This window comes from Hyphomicrobium sp. (genome assembly GCF_035572195.1).
Taxonomy (GTDB): domain Bacteria; phylum Pseudomonadota; class Alphaproteobacteria; order Rhizobiales; family Hyphomicrobiaceae; genus Hyphomicrobium_B.
The window spans coordinates 13,769-28,435 of sequence record NZ_DATNBA010000127.1; the positions used below are offsets into that span (position 1 = coordinate 13,769).

13 protein-coding genes and 1 tRNA gene are annotated in these 14,667 nt (G+C 59.9%); 9 read left to right on the forward strand and 5 right to left on the reverse strand.

The genetic code is table 11. The features are described 5' to 3' along the window. Window positions 1–41 precede the first annotated feature (41 nt). Window positions 42–1,202, reverse strand: a complete 1,161-nt coding sequence (gene rnd / locus VN623_RS10600) for a ribonuclease D (protein WP_325570858.1) — start codon at window positions 1,200–1,202, stop codon at window positions 42–44. Window positions 1,203–1,453: 251 nt separating this feature from the next. Between rnd and aspS the strand changes: the two genes are divergently transcribed. Further along, window positions 1,454–3,253 carry an aspartate--tRNA ligase gene (gene aspS / locus VN623_RS10605; RefSeq protein WP_325570886.1) on the forward strand — a complete coding sequence of 600 codons (1,800 nt, stop codon included), beginning with the start codon at window positions 1,454–1,456 and terminating at the stop codon, window positions 3,251–3,253. A gap of 230 nt (window positions 3,254–3,483) precedes the next feature. Here aspS and VN623_RS10610 read toward each other — a convergent pair whose 3' ends face one another. Then, window positions 3,484–3,783 (reverse strand): hypothetical protein, encoded by a 300-nt coding sequence (locus VN623_RS10610; protein ID WP_325570860.1) that lies wholly within the window; start codon window positions 3,781–3,783, stop codon window positions 3,484–3,486. 309 nt (window positions 3,784–4,092) lie between these two features. On the opposite strand from VN623_RS10610, the gene panE reads away from it, so the two are divergent. The 4 genes from panE (at window position 4,093) to VN623_RS10630 (ending at window position 6,317) form a co-directional block, all read left to right on the forward strand. Beyond that, a complete protein-coding gene (panE, locus tag VN623_RS10615; protein WP_325570862.1) occupies window positions 4,093–5,025 on the forward strand; it encodes a 2-dehydropantoate 2-reductase in 933 nt (310 codons plus the stop codon). A 101-nt stretch (window positions 5,026–5,126) separates the two neighbouring features. After that, window positions 5,127–5,642: a thioredoxin family protein gene (locus VN623_RS10620; protein WP_325570864.1), complete on the forward strand. Its 516-nt coding sequence runs from the start codon at window positions 5,127–5,129 to the stop codon at window positions 5,640–5,642. Window positions 5,643–5,767: 125 nt separating this feature from the next. Further along, window positions 5,768–5,854: transfer RNA gene (locus VN623_RS10625), tRNA-Leu, on the forward strand. 160 nt (window positions 5,855–6,014) lie between these two features. Next, on the forward strand, window positions 6,015–6,317 hold the full coding sequence (locus tag VN623_RS10630) for a hypothetical protein (protein WP_325570866.1): 303 nt from the start codon (window positions 6,015–6,017) through the stop codon (window positions 6,315–6,317). Window positions 6,318–6,667: 350 nt separating this feature from the next. Here the strand turns inward: VN623_RS10630 and VN623_RS10635 are convergent, their stop codons facing one another. Next, window positions 6,668–7,372 (reverse strand): hypothetical protein, encoded by a 705-nt coding sequence (locus VN623_RS10635; protein ID WP_325570868.1) that lies wholly within the window; start codon window positions 7,370–7,372, stop codon window positions 6,668–6,670. A gap of 212 nt (window positions 7,373–7,584) precedes the next feature. After that, entirely contained in the window at window positions 7,585–7,773 is a 189-nt protein-coding gene (locus VN623_RS10640) for a hypothetical protein (protein WP_325570870.1), read from the reverse strand. 56 nt (window positions 7,774–7,829) lie between these two features. On the opposite strand from VN623_RS10640, the gene VN623_RS13650 reads away from it, so the two are divergent. Continuing rightward, window positions 7,830–8,048, forward strand: coding sequence for a hypothetical protein (locus tag VN623_RS13650; RefSeq protein WP_414653205.1), 219 nt, complete (start codon window positions 7,830–7,832; stop codon window positions 8,046–8,048). Between the two features lie 406 nt (window positions 8,049–8,454). Further along, window positions 8,455–9,303 (forward strand): fumarylacetoacetate hydrolase family protein, encoded by an 849-nt coding sequence (locus VN623_RS10650; protein ID WP_325570874.1) that lies wholly within the window; start codon window positions 8,455–8,457, stop codon window positions 9,301–9,303. A 34-nt stretch (window positions 9,304–9,337) separates the two neighbouring features. On the opposite strand, the gene VN623_RS10655 is transcribed toward VN623_RS10650, so the two are convergent. Continuing rightward, entirely contained in the window at window positions 9,338–12,676 is a 3,339-nt protein-coding gene (locus tag VN623_RS10655; RefSeq protein WP_325570876.1) for a hypothetical protein, read from the reverse strand. Between the two features lie 305 nt (window positions 12,677–12,981). Here VN623_RS10655 and VN623_RS10660 point away from each other — a divergent pair, with 305 nt between their 5' ends. Both VN623_RS10660 and ispG read left to right on the forward strand, forming a co-directional pair. After that, complete coding sequence (locus VN623_RS10660; protein WP_325570878.1) at window positions 12,982–13,473, forward strand: Fur family transcriptional regulator; 492 nt, start codon at window positions 12,982–12,984, stop codon at window positions 13,471–13,473. A gap of 121 nt (window positions 13,474–13,594) precedes the next feature. Further along, a partial coding sequence (gene ispG / locus VN623_RS10665; protein WP_325570880.1) for a flavodoxin-dependent (E)-4-hydroxy-3-methylbut-2-enyl-diphosphate synthase occupies window positions 13,595–14,667 on the forward strand: 1,073 nt, incomplete at its 3' end.

The following is a 14,667-nucleotide window of genomic DNA, read 5'->3' on the forward strand; positions in this document are numbered from 1 at the left end:
GGGTCAAGCCCGGCCATTGAGTGCAAGGAAAGGATAGAGCGTCAGTCCGGTGGGGCCGCCGGCACGGCGCGGACTTCGCCATTGACGAGCGTCAACGCCAGTTCGCCGCGCTTGAGCTTCAGCGCGGCATCGCCAAAGAGCGTCCGGCGCCAGCCCTGCAGCGCCAGAATGCCGGCGTGATTTGACGTCGCAAGCTGCTCGAGATCATCGGAATCGGCGATGATCCTTGGTGCTACGCCGTGTTCGGCGGCGGCGGCTTTCAAAAGCACCTTCAAGAGTTCGAGCGTTGCGCTGGCCTCGGCCGACAGAGCTTCGTTGCGTTGAATTTGCGGCAGCGTTTTGGGATCGCGGGCCAGACCGGCCTTTACGACGTCGATGATTTCCTTGGCGCGCTGCGAGCGGGCGAAACCGTCGGACAGCGTGCGCAGTTGCCCAAGTGCTTCGGCGCTCGCCGGAACCTGATTGGCGATGTCGTAGAGCGCGTCGTCCCTGAGCACGCGGCCGCGCGGTACATCGAGCGACTGGGCGAGGCGTTCCCTCCAGGCGGCGAGCTCGATCAGAACGGCGAGAGACTTGCGGCTTTTGACACGCAGCTTCAAACGCTGCCAGGCATTCTCGGGGCTAGTGTCGTAGGTCGCAGGATTGATGAGAACTTCCATCTCCTCCTGCAGCCACGGCGTACGGCCCGTCTTCTCGAGCATTTGCTTCAGATGCTCGTAGACGTTTCTGAGATACGTCACGTCGGCCAGCGCGTAGTCGAGCTGCTTCGGCGACAACGGCCGCCGGCTCCAGTCGGTAAAGCGCGAGGTCTTGTCGAGATCGACGCCGGTCGTTTTCTTCACGAGATTGACGTAGCTGATGCTGTCTCCGAAACCGCAAACCATTGCAGCGATCTGCGTGTCGACGACGGGCGTCGGCATGACCGCCGATTTGAAAAAGACAATTTCGATGTCTTGGCGCGCCGCGTGGAAGACTTTGACCGTCGAGCTGTCGGCCATTAATTTGTAGAATGGCGCGAGGTCGAGACCGGGCGCCAACGGGTCGACGACACCTTCGGCATCGGGTCCGGCAAGCTGGACAAGACAAAGCAAGGGCCAGAACGTCTGCTCACGCAGAAATTCGGTGTCGACAGCGACGTAATCGCCTTTGGCGAGAGTTTCGCAAAGCGCCGCCAATTCCGGAGTGGTCGTAATCATCTGCATCGAAGCACGCCTATAGCGCAAGAGCTGAGCCTTGTCGCCATCAGCTTGGTCGCGGTTGGGAGAGATTTTTGATTAAGCGTCCGCGTAGAAACCAAGCCGTCGCTCAAGGACCGCAGTTGATGGCTTATGAGGGCTCGCGCCGATGAAAGCATCCGGCCCATAACCTTGACTTTCGGCTGGCCACATGCGCTTTTCCGCGTCGATTTCCGCCCATTTCGATCGAAGGGTTTCCGGCAATGGCCGAGGCTAAACTGCATCGTTATCGCTCGCATACCTGCGGCGCGCTCAGGAAGAGCGACGTCGGCGCCAACGTCCGTCTGTCGGGCTGGGTGCACCGGGTGCGCGACCACGGCGGCGTTCTGTTCATTGATCTTCGGGATCACTACGGCCTGACGCAAGTCGTCGCCGACCCGGATAGTGCCGCGTTCAAGGCGGCCGAATTGTTGCGTTCGGAGTGGGTCGTCCGGATCGACGGTAGAGTGCGCGACCGGCCGGCGGGGACGATCAACACCGAGCTTCCAACAGGCGAGATCGAGCTCTACGCTAACGAGATCGAAGTGCTTTCGGCGGCAAAGGAGTTGCCCGTTCCGGTCTTTGGCGAACCGGAATATCCCGAAGACATGCGCCTGCAGTATCGTTTCCTCGACCTGCGTCGCGAGACGCTGCATGCCATCATCATGAAACGGCTCGAGATCACGCGTGCCATACGGCGGCGCATGCACGATGCCGGCTTCAACGAATTCCCGACGCCGATCCTGACCGCTTCAAGCCCCGAAGGCGCGCGCGATTTCCTCGTGCCGAGCCGAATTCATGCGGGCAAGTTCTACGCCCTGCCGCAGGCGCCACAGCAGTACAAGCAACTGTTGATGGTTTCCGGTTTCGACCGCTATTTCCAGATCGCGCCGTGTTTTCGCGATGAAGACCCGCGCGCCGACCGCCTTCCGGGTGAGTTCTATCAGCTCGATGTCGAAATGAGTTTCGTCGAGCAGGACGATGTCTTCACGACGATGGAACCGGTCATCACCGGCCTGTTCGAAGAATTCGCCGGCGGCAAGCCGGTAACAAACAACTGGCCGCGTATTCCATACGACACGGCGATCGCGAAGTACGGCTCCGACAAACCAGACTTGCGCAACCCGATCGAAATGCAGGACGTCACCGAGCATTTCAGGGGCTCGGGCTTCAAAGTCTTTGCCGGCATGATCGAGAAAGACGCTAAGGTGCGCGTCTGGGCCATCCCCGCGCCGACGGGCGGCTCGCGTGCGTTCTGTGACCGGATGAATTCGTGGGCTCAGGGCGAAGGCCAACCCGGCCTCGGATATATTTTCTGGCGCGAAGGTGAGGAAGGTGGCGCGGGTCCTGTCGCAAAGAACATCGGCCCCGAACGCGCCAGCGCCATCAAAGCGCAACTCGGATTGAAGAACGGCGACGCGGTATTCTTCGCGGCGGGAAATCCGGCAAACTTCTACAAATTCGCAGGACTGGCGCGCGACCGCGTTGGCCAAGAGTTGAAGCTCGTCAAGGAAGATCAGTTCTCGTTGGCGTGGATCGTCGACTTCCCGTTCTACGAATGGAACGAGGAAGAAAAGCGCATCGACTTCTCGCACAATCCGTTCTCAATGCCGCAAGGCGGTGGCGAGGCACTCGATGCAGCCACCACTGATGAAGCACGCCTGAAGCTCAAGGCCTATCAGTACGACATCGTTTGCAACGGCTACGAAATCGCGTCGGGCGGCATCCGCAATCACAAGCCCGACGTGATGATCAAAGCCTTCGGCGTTGCCGGGCTCGGACCCGAAATCGTCGAGCAGCGCTTCGGCGGATTGTTCCGCGCCTTCCAGTACGGCGCGCCCCCTCACGGCGGCATGGCAGCCGGCGTCGAACGCATCGTGATGCTGCTGACGGGCGGCAAGACCGTGCGTGAAGTTGCGCTCTTCCCGATGAACCAGCAGGCCAACGATTTGCTGATGGGCGCGCCAAGCGACGTCTCGCCGAAGCAATTACGCGAGCTTTCAATCCGAGTCGTCGCGCCGGAAGTGAAAAAGGCTTAGGCAAGTATTGTCATCCCGGGCGAGCCCACTTGCGAGACCCGGGACCCAGTGGACAGCACTGCAACAGCGAATTGGTAATTCTGGCTCCCGGCTCTCCGCTGCGCTTCGGCCCGGATGACAGTCAGGGACAAAAAAACGGCGCCCTACCGAGGTTGGCGGGCGCCGAGTTGCGTCAGCGGAGTCGGGGGAAGAAACGCTGACGCGCTTTCAGCTATTTCCGAGCCTAGACCTCAGTTGGTCGTCGCTTGGTGAGTGCCGTGCGGTGGCAGGATCACTGCAACGAAGACGATCTTGCCGTCCTTCGTCGCTGTACCGACCCAGCGGCCGGTTTCGTCGCGGTCGAGGGGCGAAATGCCGGTATAGCCTTCGCGAGAAAGCTGCAGTCGCGCCTGCTGGGCGGCGGCCGCATTCTGAAGCTCGCCGCTGAAGGCCGCTGTCTGCGCAGCGTTGAATGCAGGAGCATCTTCAGCCAAAGCCGGAAATGCGAAACCGACTGCGACAAGGGTGGAAAGTGCAAGTGTGCGGATCATACGAACTCCAATCAATCCTGAATTTTTTGCGGGTCGGTCAGCCGGTCCGCTTCATGCAATAGAGGTAAGCGCCTTCGCTGCATGATGCCAAACAACATGGTGTGCTCTATCTGCTGCGATTTGTGAGAACGCGTGAAGCCGAGTGATAAGCGTGAAGGTTCAGACACACGATCGCCAACGTGCGTGAGCGATCTGCCGATCGCCATCTGCGTCACTGCGCTCTGACCAAGTCCGCAATTGAACTGGCAGGCTCTAGTCGATCGGATTAGGAAGTTTTCTCTACCACTATAGTGAACGGGGCTCTTGCCGATGCGAATTTTGATTCTTGGTGCCGGCGCCACAGGCGGATACTTCGGCGGCCTGTTGGCCAAGGCAGGCGTCGACGTAACTTTTCTCGTGAGGCCGAAGCGGCGCGAACAACTCGCCCGCGATGGACTGAAGATCGAAAGTCCGCTCGGTAATTTCAGCACGCCCGTCGCCGCGATCACGCAAGACGAACTTAGGGGCCCGTTCGACGTGGTCATTCTGAGCGCCAAAGCCTATGGCCTCGCCGCCTCGATCGAAGCGATCCGCCCTGCGGTCGGCGAAGCGACGCTGGTTCTGCCTGTGCTCAACGGGATGAAGCACCTTGATGATCTCGATGCGGCCTTCGGCCGGAAGCGCGTGCTGGGCGGTACATGCCACATCAGCGTCGTGCTCGAAGACGACGGCCGAATCCGTCATATGAGCCCATTCGCGTCGCTGACACAGGGAGCCAGAGTTCCCGACCAGCAGGAGAGCGCGGCGCGCCTTCACAAAGAACTGTCGCGCGGCGGCTTCGAGGCTCGTCATTCCGACGACGTCATCGGTGCGATGTGGGAAAAATGGGTTCTGCTCGCGACGCTGGCCGGATCGACATGTCTGATGCGTGCATCAATCGGTGAGATCGTTCGAACCGATACCGGCGCCCAGCTGATCTCGAACATGCTCGATGAATGCGCCGCTGTGGCCACCGCAAGCGATCATCCTCCGAGATCGGTGGCGCTCTCAATCGTGCGCCCGACGCTCACGGACCCGGAATCGCAAATTTCGGCGTCCATGTTGCGCGACATTCAGCGCGGCGGCCAGATTGAGGCCGAACACATCGTCGGCGATCTGATCCGGCGCGGCCGGGAGCACAGCGTGCCGACGCCGTTGCTCGAAATCGCCTACGTTCACCTTCAGGCGTACCAGAACCGGATGAAAACCGCGCAAGTGACCTAACGCCGAGTTAATCCATTAAGCGCAATCGCAATCGCAACCCGGCTTGTCTTCGCCACGTATTAGCGGGACAAAGGTCGCCATTGATCCCGGAGACCGGAAGCATGTTTCGTTCGATCATTTGCGCCGCTTGTCTTTTTCTCGCCATCCCGCTGGCGGCCTCCGCGCGCACCGCCGATCACGCCGAACTGTGGAACGGCGCCGAAATCAACTGGCGAGATTCTCGCTCGGGTATCTACGAAGCATCGAAGACCGGCCGCCCCGTTATCATGGTTTTTCACGCGACGTGGTGCCCGGTATGCAAACGCTTCCGCGAGGTCTTCAAGGATCCCGGAATCGTCGCCGCATCGCGCGATTTCGTGATGATCCTGGTCGATGCCGATGCGGAAAAGGAACTCAACGGAGCCTTCTCATCTGACGGCTCGTATGTTCCGCGCACGCTGTTTATCGATTCCGAGGGAAACGTTTCGGACAAGCTGGTCGGATCCGATCCGCAATATCCCCATACGATCGAGGTCGACAAACCCGATGAACTGTTGGCGCTGATGAAAAAGGCGCGGAGTGTGTTCGGCACGGCCCCGGCGGAGGCATCGCCGCCAACTGCTGATCGCGGTACCTGAAAAAAATCCTCGGTTGCAGTTGCTTCGCCGAGGCGGACGGGACCGGCGCAACTGCCCATCCATGCCAGGCGATAGGCGCGCCGTTGTTGCGCTTCCGCCGATGACCGGCCATAAGGTCCGTCGGCGCGGACGTGGTGGAACCGGTAGACACACAGGACTTAAAATCCTGAGAGGGTGACCTCGTGAGGGTTCGAGTCCCTCCGTCCGCACCAAATATGAGTCGAGCTCTACGGGCCGCCGGATGGGTGGCAAATGCGGCACGCTTTCCGGTTCCTTTCGGGAGAACCGGCTTGCAGCAAGCTGATTCTGTTGTCGAGGGCCACGCGCTCAACTAGTTTCCAGACCGGGATAGATCATTTTTTGGAGGGGCAAATGCGTTCTTTGAAACTTGGCTTAGCCGCCACGGCGGTGATCTGCGCACTTTCGGCGACGGCTCAGGCTGATTGCGTCAAGGTTGGAGCGGTCGGCGAAGCTATGACCCACGATATCGCCGTGCTCTTCTCGACGCATGGCCTTGCAAACGTCATCTATGGGCAGGGCCGCGTGGGCAAGGGCCCGGTCCACACGAAATGCGAAGAAGGCTCAAGTATGACGACGTGTCACTCCTCGCAGACGGCGTGCAAAGTGACGACACCCAAAACCTGCTTAGGCGCTTGGCTTTGCTTCGGCGCGTGACCCCGATGCTCGGCGCAAATGAAGAATAGCGCGACTTCGGAAGAGGGCTTCGATCCGTTTCAGGGACGCTTCGTCCACTGGGTCGGAAGAGGATTGCAGGCCAGCGATGAAGTTCATCGCGTTGCGCCCCCCTGTTTTCGACCCAGAGCGCGCTTGGCGACGTCGCCGAGGTTAAAGATGCGGTCCGTAATAAACGGAATCTCATGTTCGCGGTGTTAGGACATTTCAACTAACGTATTGAACTGTAATAGGGTGTCTTGAATCCATAATGAGCCTAGAACGCATTGAAAAATTTCAGGACTTAAGGGTGACCTCGTGAGGGTTCGAATCCCTCCGTCCGCACCACTGACCTAAGGCAACGTGGCGCCGCGCGCGCCTTGCGGCTGGGGGAAAGCAAATACCTCCGATGTGTATGTCTCGACCACTTGGCTAATAGGCGTCCCGTTTGGAAGCGCTAGCACAGCGCGATGCTGCAGCACCGCATGCGGGATCGCGAGATTGGATTCATGCGGCTCGGGAAGTGGCGCGCCCATGTCCCAGTTTTGCGGCAATGGCGACCAGAGCAGTTTTGCCGAAAGCGTCCGCCGATGGAAATTGAGTGCATGCACGGCTCGCCCGAAAGCCGTATCGCTTGTCTCAAGCAGCTTGTTCATGTCCGGCGTCAACCGGCTAGGCACGTACCAGTTATCCGCTTCTGAAAGAACGTGATCACCGCAGCTAAGACGCACTTTGCGATAGCGGATCGGCTCCGAGGAAGTCACGCCGAGCAGCTGGCGTTGCTCCGCCGTCGGCGCCTGATCGGCACCATGGATAAGTTCGGCAACGATATGAGCCGAGGGGGCTAGTCGGTGGTTGCCGCACCAGCGGTCTAGCGTCAGCGTAGCGCTGTCGTGGCTCAGAAGATCGGCATTCAGAGTTTCGAGTAACGCGAGTGCTTCGAGACGAACGGTGAAGCTATCTTGCCAAGGCGGCGTATTGCTTATTTCCGCAGCAGCGGTACGCGCGAAGAGAACGAGAATAAATGTCACGAATACGCTGAGGATGCTAAGACGCATTTTCGATCCTGTTTTAATTTTGAGCTAGCGAATGTTGAACTGAAGAAGCCGTTTTTCGCCTCGTCGCCAGATCCCCGGCTTCTGCGTCCATTGAGACCGTGCCCGCAAAAATAACCAAGCAAAAAAGACCGGGGACCATGCGGTCCACCGGTCTCAAGTTACCTGTTCGCAGGATGGGCGAGCAGGTCCAGGGAGTAGGGAGTGATGTGCGATCAGAACTCGGAAGAGGGGCCGATCGGATCCAGAAAGTAAATCGGCTCACGTTCGTTTCCGCGGCTCGGAACCTCGGGCTCGACCGGCTGCGACCGGCGTAGCGTAACGGACGTTGTCGTGCCGGCCCGCGGCTTCACCCGATTGGGCCTGCCCTTCAGCCGCACGAAGTAGCTATGGCTTCGCGTCATAGCCGCACCTCCGTGGGAGCGTTCGGTGCGCGACGCCGGTTTTTCCGACTCGCGGCATGGGCGATGGCCGCGCGCTCCGCCAGAAATGCGTTCGCAAACCGACGGCCTTCAAGCGCATTGTATTGGTCGAGAGCCGCGTGAAAGCGAAATTCGTGTTCGCCGTCTTCGCGGATTATCACGCCGGCCTGATCGTCGCCGACTTCAATAACGTAAGATTTCGACATGGCTTTCCGATTGCCGGTCGAGACCGGCATCCTCTCGTGAATGAATTGTGAATTGGTTCGGTGTGCGGCTCACGCCGCTCGGCAGAGCCTCAACGACAACAGCCGAACATCAGCCGGGTTCCCCGGAGCATGCCGGGCATCAATTCTATTTGAGGAAAGGGGAAAGCTCTAACTTTGCTCATAGCGGTCTCCTTGAACCGGAGCCCACGCTTGCCGTGGGACCTTAGCGTTTGATGACGCGGCGCAAGACATCTCAAAATCACCGCGGCCGGCGCAGTCACGCGACGACGCCCGATACTCCAATAGGTGGGGCGTCCTGGTCAAATAACAAGTTCGGCAAAGCATTGCCGAATTTGCGCTGATGCCAACACAAGCGCGGTTGGCAGTTTGGACATTTTCTGATTAGAAGCACTCCTCATCACATGACAGGGTCAAACCCGAGGTAATTTTTGCAACCATGAAACTCGTTCGCTTCGGCGCGGCCGGCGCTGAAAAGCCCGGCATCATTGATCGGGACGGCGCGATCCGCGATCTGTCTTCGGTCATTGCAGATTTTGCAGGCGAGCATCTCGCACCGCACACACTCGCGAAGCTCCGCGATCTCGATGTGGCAGCTTTGCCGAAAGTGCCTGAGACGACGCGCCTCGGCCCGCCCGTCGCTGGAACGCGGAATTTCATCGCCATCGGCTTGAATTACGCCGATCACGCCAAGGAGACAGGCCAGGAAATCCCGTCCGAGCCGATTTTGTTCAACAAAGCGCCCACGGCGATCTCGGGTCCTTATGATGATGTGATGTACCCGAAGAATTCAAATCGCATGGATTGGGAATGTGAGATCGCATTCGTGGTCGGCGCGCGGGCGCGCTACGTCGAAGCCAAGGACTGGGCGAAATATATCGCCGGCTACTGCATCTGCAACGACGTCTCCGAGCGGCGCTTTCAAAGCAAGCGCGGCGGCCAGTGGGTGAAAGGCAAGTCAGCGGAAACATTCGGTCCGCTGGGGCCCTGGATCGTCACACCCGATGAACTTGCAGATCCGAACAACCTCGCAATGTCGCTCGATATCAACGGCACGCGCAAACAGACCGGCACGACTGCGACGATGATTTTCAAGATCCCCGACCTGCTCGCCTACGTCACCGAGTTCATGGTTCTCGAGCCCGGCGATATCGTAACGACGGGGACGCCGCCGGGCGTCGGCTGCGCAATGAAGCCGCCCGAGTATCTGAAAGTTGGCGACGTGATGGAGTTGAAGATCGAAGGGCTTGGCATGCAGCGCCAGAGGGTCGTTGCCTTCTCCGCTTAGCGCTTAGACTGCCGTACCAGCCCCAACTATTTTATTACACGTCGGGATCGTCCGAAAAATCTTCCCGGCGCGGTGGGTGCTTGTTCAGAAAATTCGGCATGTCCGTCCCGGGCCGGATGGCGAGACGCTGACGAATCTCGTCCCACGACCTTGGGCTCGATAAATTGAGTTCGCCCAGGCCCTGGCGCACGTATTTGAGCTGATCCTTGAGGGCTTGCTCGCCGTGCTGCAGGCCCTCGTCGAATTGCGCCGCGTTCTCGATCTCATCGATCAAATAATCGATGAGACGCGTTTCAGGAAACAGCATGTAGAGAACCAGATCATCGCGGACCTTGCTATCGACCCCGACCAGCAGCGAACGTTTGCGATCGTCGCCGCCAGTCTCACTGAGCAGGCGCGAGAACACCTCGCTGAGATCGCGATCCTGCATATTTTGGAATTCGCGTAGCATCATCTCGAGCAAGTGGTTTTTCTTGCTGTGCGCACCCAGTGCTTTCCAGGCTTCTCGCATGGCTTCGCGGGACTCTGGCGACTTTAGCCGTTGGTCGACGAGGTCTGAAGTCAGGCCGACGGCCGAGAGCAGAGCTTCGCGGTAATGGGCAATGAGCCGCGCGCGCTCCTCCTCTGAAAGCGGATGCACGTGCGGAAGCGCCGGCGCCGGTTTTTCAAGTTCGGGTGCACGCCGGTCCCTCGGTAACTGGGGCGGCGTCGTTCTGAGTGTGCCGCCGTCAATGGGCGGGCGCGCCTGGACGCCTTCGAAGCGGGCGCGGTCGTAGCCGTACGCTGCCGACTCGGGCGCCGTGGCGCGGATCATCAGCAGCGTTTCATAGAGTGCGGGGCGAATGTAATAGCGGTCATCGATCTTGACGTCCGGCGCCACGGATTTGACGGCGGCTCCGGCGTTCATCACACGGCGCACGACGCGCGAGTCGTAGTCGTTGTCGATTTCGGACAAAGTCACCATCGACGTGAAGCCTTCCGTCTCGCGGATCGGCTCAAGCGTGTGAAGGGTGATTTCGGCGTGCTCGCGCGGATGCGGAGCCAGCGCAGCGGAGACGAGCTGGTCAAGGCGCGCCCGGTCTTTTGCCGTGGCGTCGGTCTTGAACTGCTTGTCGCAGACGCTTGAAAGATATTCGCGAAGCTCGCTGCGAACCCGGTAGCACTCGGGATCAAGGCTCACGTTCTCGACGGCACCGATATCGGCGCCGGCCGTCAGGACCATGCGCACCCGGTCCGCCTGCGAGCGCTCCATGCCACTCAAATTCGCGAGCGCGGAAAACCCATCCTGATTAGTGATCGGTCTTAGCGCGGTGAGCGTCAGCCACGCAGTTTCGTAAGGGTGAGCTCCGAGCGCGGCGTTGATCGTCGCCTCGAGTTGCGACCCCGATCGCGATTTGAAGCTCGGAATATCGGAGAGTGGCGAACGCACCGCGTTGGCGCCGAACAGACCCGACATGAAGATCAGCCCGTCCAACCCGATTGCGATGGCGAGCGCCAGATAGGCGAGACGGTTGCCGTCCTGGAATGCATTCAGCGTCACGACGAAGCGGTGCGCCTTGTCATCGCGTGACAGCTCGATGCGGTTGATTTTCGTCCGCAGCGCGTCGGTGTCGTTGCTCGGCAGAGCGCTGTCGGAAAGGCACCTGCGCGCGAAGGCAAAGAGAGCGTCGGTCGATTTATTGGCGTTGAGCTTGTCGCCGCCGACGCACGTATCGTTGAAGACTTTCGTACCGGCCTCAAGCGCAAAAAGACCGGATGCAGCGTCGGCCGTCGTCTTCGGATCGCAGTCGATTCCCGAGAGCAGCGGCTTCGTCTCAGGCGTTGCTAATAGAGCGCCGTAAATGTCGCTGCACGTTTGCTGCACGCTGGAAAGGTGTCCGGCCGTCGGATCGGAGCGGAACTCCGATTTAAGGCGCTCGAAGGTCGGTAGGATTCGCGAGGGATCGACCGCCGGGCGGCCACCACCTTTCTCGGTATTCTCCGTCAGTTTGATCCGCTGCTCGGCCGTATCCGCTTCGCCCTTGTACTTCGCTAGATCGCCGTCGACGTTCGCCAGCTCCGTGTCGATCGCGGTGAGGCGCGACTCGACGGTGGTTAGGCGCTTCTGCGCATCCTTCATGCGTTCCTGAGCGATTTGCGCCGCGCTTTGGAGCAGCGCCAGTTCGCCCATGCGCTGGCGGTACATGGGACCGCGACCGACCTTGCCGGTTCCTTCGACGCCTTTGTCTTCGGCGAGGGCTTCGACGCGCTTGGCGTCGACCTCTTTCAACTTGCCGTCGTAGTCCGACTTTTTCGCAGCAAAGTCCGCAGCAAGTTGGGGCCGCTGGCCCGCCAGCCGGGATTTTTCATCCGTCAGAGAGGTCTTGCGGCCGGCAAGACCCGCCTGGCCGGCCTGCGCCGAAGACATACGCTCCTGCTGTTCCTTGACTGAGCGTCGGCGCTCCTCGAGCTGCTCGTTGACGTAGCGTTCGATGGCGCCTTCCGATTGCGCCGAAACCCTGCTGACGTTGTCGAGCTGTTGCTCGTAGTCCTTCCACGCCTGCGTCGCGAAAAGGTCGTCGGCGAGACTGGCGCGGCGGCTTTCAATTGCCTGTTCGATGTCCGAAATAATACCCGAGACTTGGTTTTGGGCTCTGAGCTCGGCGGCCCGCACGCGCTCCGATTGCGGGAAAATAGCCGTGAAGAAGCTGTCGAACGAGAAGAAGACGCTGGTCGTCATGCAGGCCAGAAACATGACCCACAGCATTGAATTGCGGATGATGACGCGAACGACTTGCACGTAGGGCCGGACAAGGTCACTGGCGGCGTAGAGCGCGAAAAGCGCTACCAACAGCACAGCCGCGCCGAACATCAGGAACGTATCGCCTGCGTGAGACCAATTCAGATCCTTGACGCTGGCGTGATTGATGTCCGCCCGCCCGCTCCACTGCAGAAATATTACGAAGCAGGCCGCGAACAGCAACAGGCCGATCGCGGTGCCAACCCAGGTCTGTACGGAGGGGCTTACGAGCGACGAGCGACCGGACCGCGATTGCGCGCTCATTCCCGTCGCAAAACTTTCGCCGATCAACCAGGCGATGATCAGCATGATGCCCTGGATGCCGAACGTCACCATGCCGGAGAGCAGCGGCTCGCCGGTGAAATTGTACATGCCTTCCCAGGTTCGCCAACCTGCCGCCAACGACAGTACGATGCCGGTCGTGCCGAGCAGCGCCAGCCGCCAGTTCGAAAATACCGTATCTTCAATGGTTGCGGTCAGGCGCCGGGCAACACGAGTCCTGAGCAGCAGTATGAAGATGCAGGCGAAAAAAATAGCGATGCCAATCGGCCTGGCGTTCTCGGCCAGCTTGTCGATCAAGAGCTTGACGTCCATCCCGATTTCATTCCCGGTTGACGCGTTGGCGAAATCTCAGGCAAGCAACTGTCGACATTGCGCAGGCGGACTGGCCAATTGGCGGTCAGATTAACGACCAAATGTGCTCGCGAAATGAAATTCTTTTCGCAAACTCAGTGAAGCATGTGGTTTCCGGCTACCCAAGATCAAGCCGCAGCGCACAAAAACCGTATTCGGGTCTTGAACACAATAGCCGCCAATCCCGACATGTTATATTGTCCGGGTTACCGGGGAAGCCATGCTGCCCAAAGCACCTGGAGGGCTCGGACTCTTAAAGGATGGCCATGGTAGCAAACCCAGGCGACGACGAGCGCAACAAAGAACGGCTGAAGACCTCGATCGACCGCGCCACCGCAATTTTTGCGGAGAGGAACATCCGGTTCACGGACCTGCGCCGCAAGGTGTTCGAGGAAATCGCTTCCACCCAGGCCAGTGTCGGGGCCTACGAGGTCCTGGATCGGCTGGCCAAGAAGGGCACGCGGCTGGCTCCTATCTCCGTATACCGGGCCCTCGATGCCCTTCTCGATGCGGGCGTCGTGCATCGTCTCGAGAGCAAAAACGCCTACTTCGCCTGCGGTCGCCTGCATCAGGCCCCAACCGGCCGTCGGCCGATTTTTCTCAGTTGTGAGAAATGCGGAACAGTCCAGGAGGTTGACGGCGATCACATCTTTAAAGCGATCGACGAGGCCGCTCACGGCGCCAAATTCGAGCCGCGCGTGCGGTTTGTCGAGGTGTCGGGAACGTGTCAGCAATGCGCGGCCCTGCATAAAAACTAGGCCGCTCGGTATGGCGGGAACAACCAGCGTTCAATTGGCGCCTCGCGTCGATATCGCTGCTGGCGGGAAGCGATAGAGAACGCTAGAAAGTCGCCATTCAGATTCCAAGAGACCTTGATCGATGACGCTTGGCGACAGCATCGCAATGAAATCCCGTCATCAAACTGTTGCCGTGATGGTCGGCGGCGTCGCAGTCGGTGGCGGCGCGCCGGTCGTCGTCCAGTCGATGACCAACACCGATACCGCGGACGTCCAATCGACGGTCAATCAGGTTGCCGATCTCGCCCGCGCCGGATCAGAACTGGTCCGCATTACAGTCGATCGCGATGAGGCCGCAAAAGCGGTGCCGTTCATCCGTGATGCGCTGCGCAAGCGCGGCGTCGACGTGCCGCTGATCGGCGATTTTCACTACATCGGGCACAAGCTCCTGGGCGACAATCCGGCCTGCGCCGAAGCTCTCGATAAGTATCGGATCAACCCCGGTAACGTTGGTTTCAAGGACAAGAAAGATCGCCAGTTCGGCGCTATCATCGAAACCGCGGCGCGCTACGGAAAGCCCGTCCGGATCGGCGTCAATTGGGGCTCGCTCGACAGCGAACTCTTGACCCAACTGATGGATGAGAATGCCAAGTTGGCGGCGCCAAAGCCGGCTCGTGGCGTCATGCACGAAGCCATGGTGCAATCGGCGCTGCTCTCGGCCGGACGTGCCGAGGAGATGGGGCTCGGCGCCGACCGGATCATCGTCTCCGGCAAGGTGTCTTCCGTTCAGGATCTGCTCGCCGTCTATGCGATGCTGGCTGAGCGCAGCCGCTATGCCTTGCATCTCGGGCTGACCGAGGCGGGCATGGGGTCAAAGGGCATCGTTGCCTCGTCGGCGGCCCTCGGCATTCTGCTGCAGCAGGGCATCGGCGACACGATCCGCTTTTCGCTGACGCCTGAACCCGGCGGCGACCGCACACAGGAAGTGCGCGCCGCGCAGGAACTCTTGCAGACGATGGGGCTCAGATCGTTCGTGCCTGTCGTCGCTGCCTGCCCCGGATGCGGTCGCACGACCTCGACGGTTTTCCAGGAACTCGCGCGCGACATTCAGGACATGATCCGGGATCGGATGCCCGATTGGAAGATGCGCTATCCGGGCGTCGAAACGCTCAATTTCGCGGTGATGGGTTGCATCGTGAACGGACCCGGCGAAAG

Coding starts and splice junctions, on each gene's coding strand:
- rnd (WP_325570858.1), bottom strand. CDS start 1,202: ATGCAGATGATTACGACCACTCCGGAATTGGCGGCGCTTTGCGAAACT.
- VN623_RS10610 (WP_325570860.1), bottom strand. CDS start 3,783: ATGATCCGCACACTTGCACTTTCCACCCTTGTCGCAGTCGGTTTCGCA.
- panE (WP_325570862.1), top strand. CDS start 4,093: ATGCGAATTTTGATTCTTGGTGCCGGCGCCACAGGCGGATACTTCGGC.
- VN623_RS10620 (WP_325570864.1), top strand. CDS start 5,127: ATGTTTCGTTCGATCATTTGCGCCGCTTGTCTTTTTCTCGCCATCCCG.
- VN623_RS10630 (WP_325570866.1), top strand. CDS start 6,015: ATGCGTTCTTTGAAACTTGGCTTAGCCGCCACGGCGGTGATCTGCGCA.
- VN623_RS10635 (WP_325570868.1), bottom strand. CDS start 7,372: ATGCGTCTTAGCATCCTCAGCGTATTCGTGACATTTATTCTCGTTCTC.
- VN623_RS10640 (WP_325570870.1), bottom strand. CDS start 7,773: ATGACGCGAAGCCATAGCTACTTCGTGCGGCTGAAGGGCAGGCCCAAT.
- VN623_RS13650 (WP_414653205.1), top strand. CDS start 7,830: ATGGGCGATGGCCGCGCGCTCCGCCAGAAATGCGTTCGCAAACCGACG.
- VN623_RS10650 (WP_325570874.1), top strand. CDS start 8,455: ATGAAACTCGTTCGCTTCGGCGCGGCCGGCGCTGAAAAGCCCGGCATC.
- VN623_RS10655 (WP_325570876.1), bottom strand. CDS start 12,676: ATGGACGTCAAGCTCTTGATCGACAAGCTGGCCGAGAACGCCAGGCCG.
- VN623_RS10660 (WP_325570878.1), top strand. CDS start 12,982: ATGGTAGCAAACCCAGGCGACGACGAGCGCAACAAAGAACGGCTGAAG.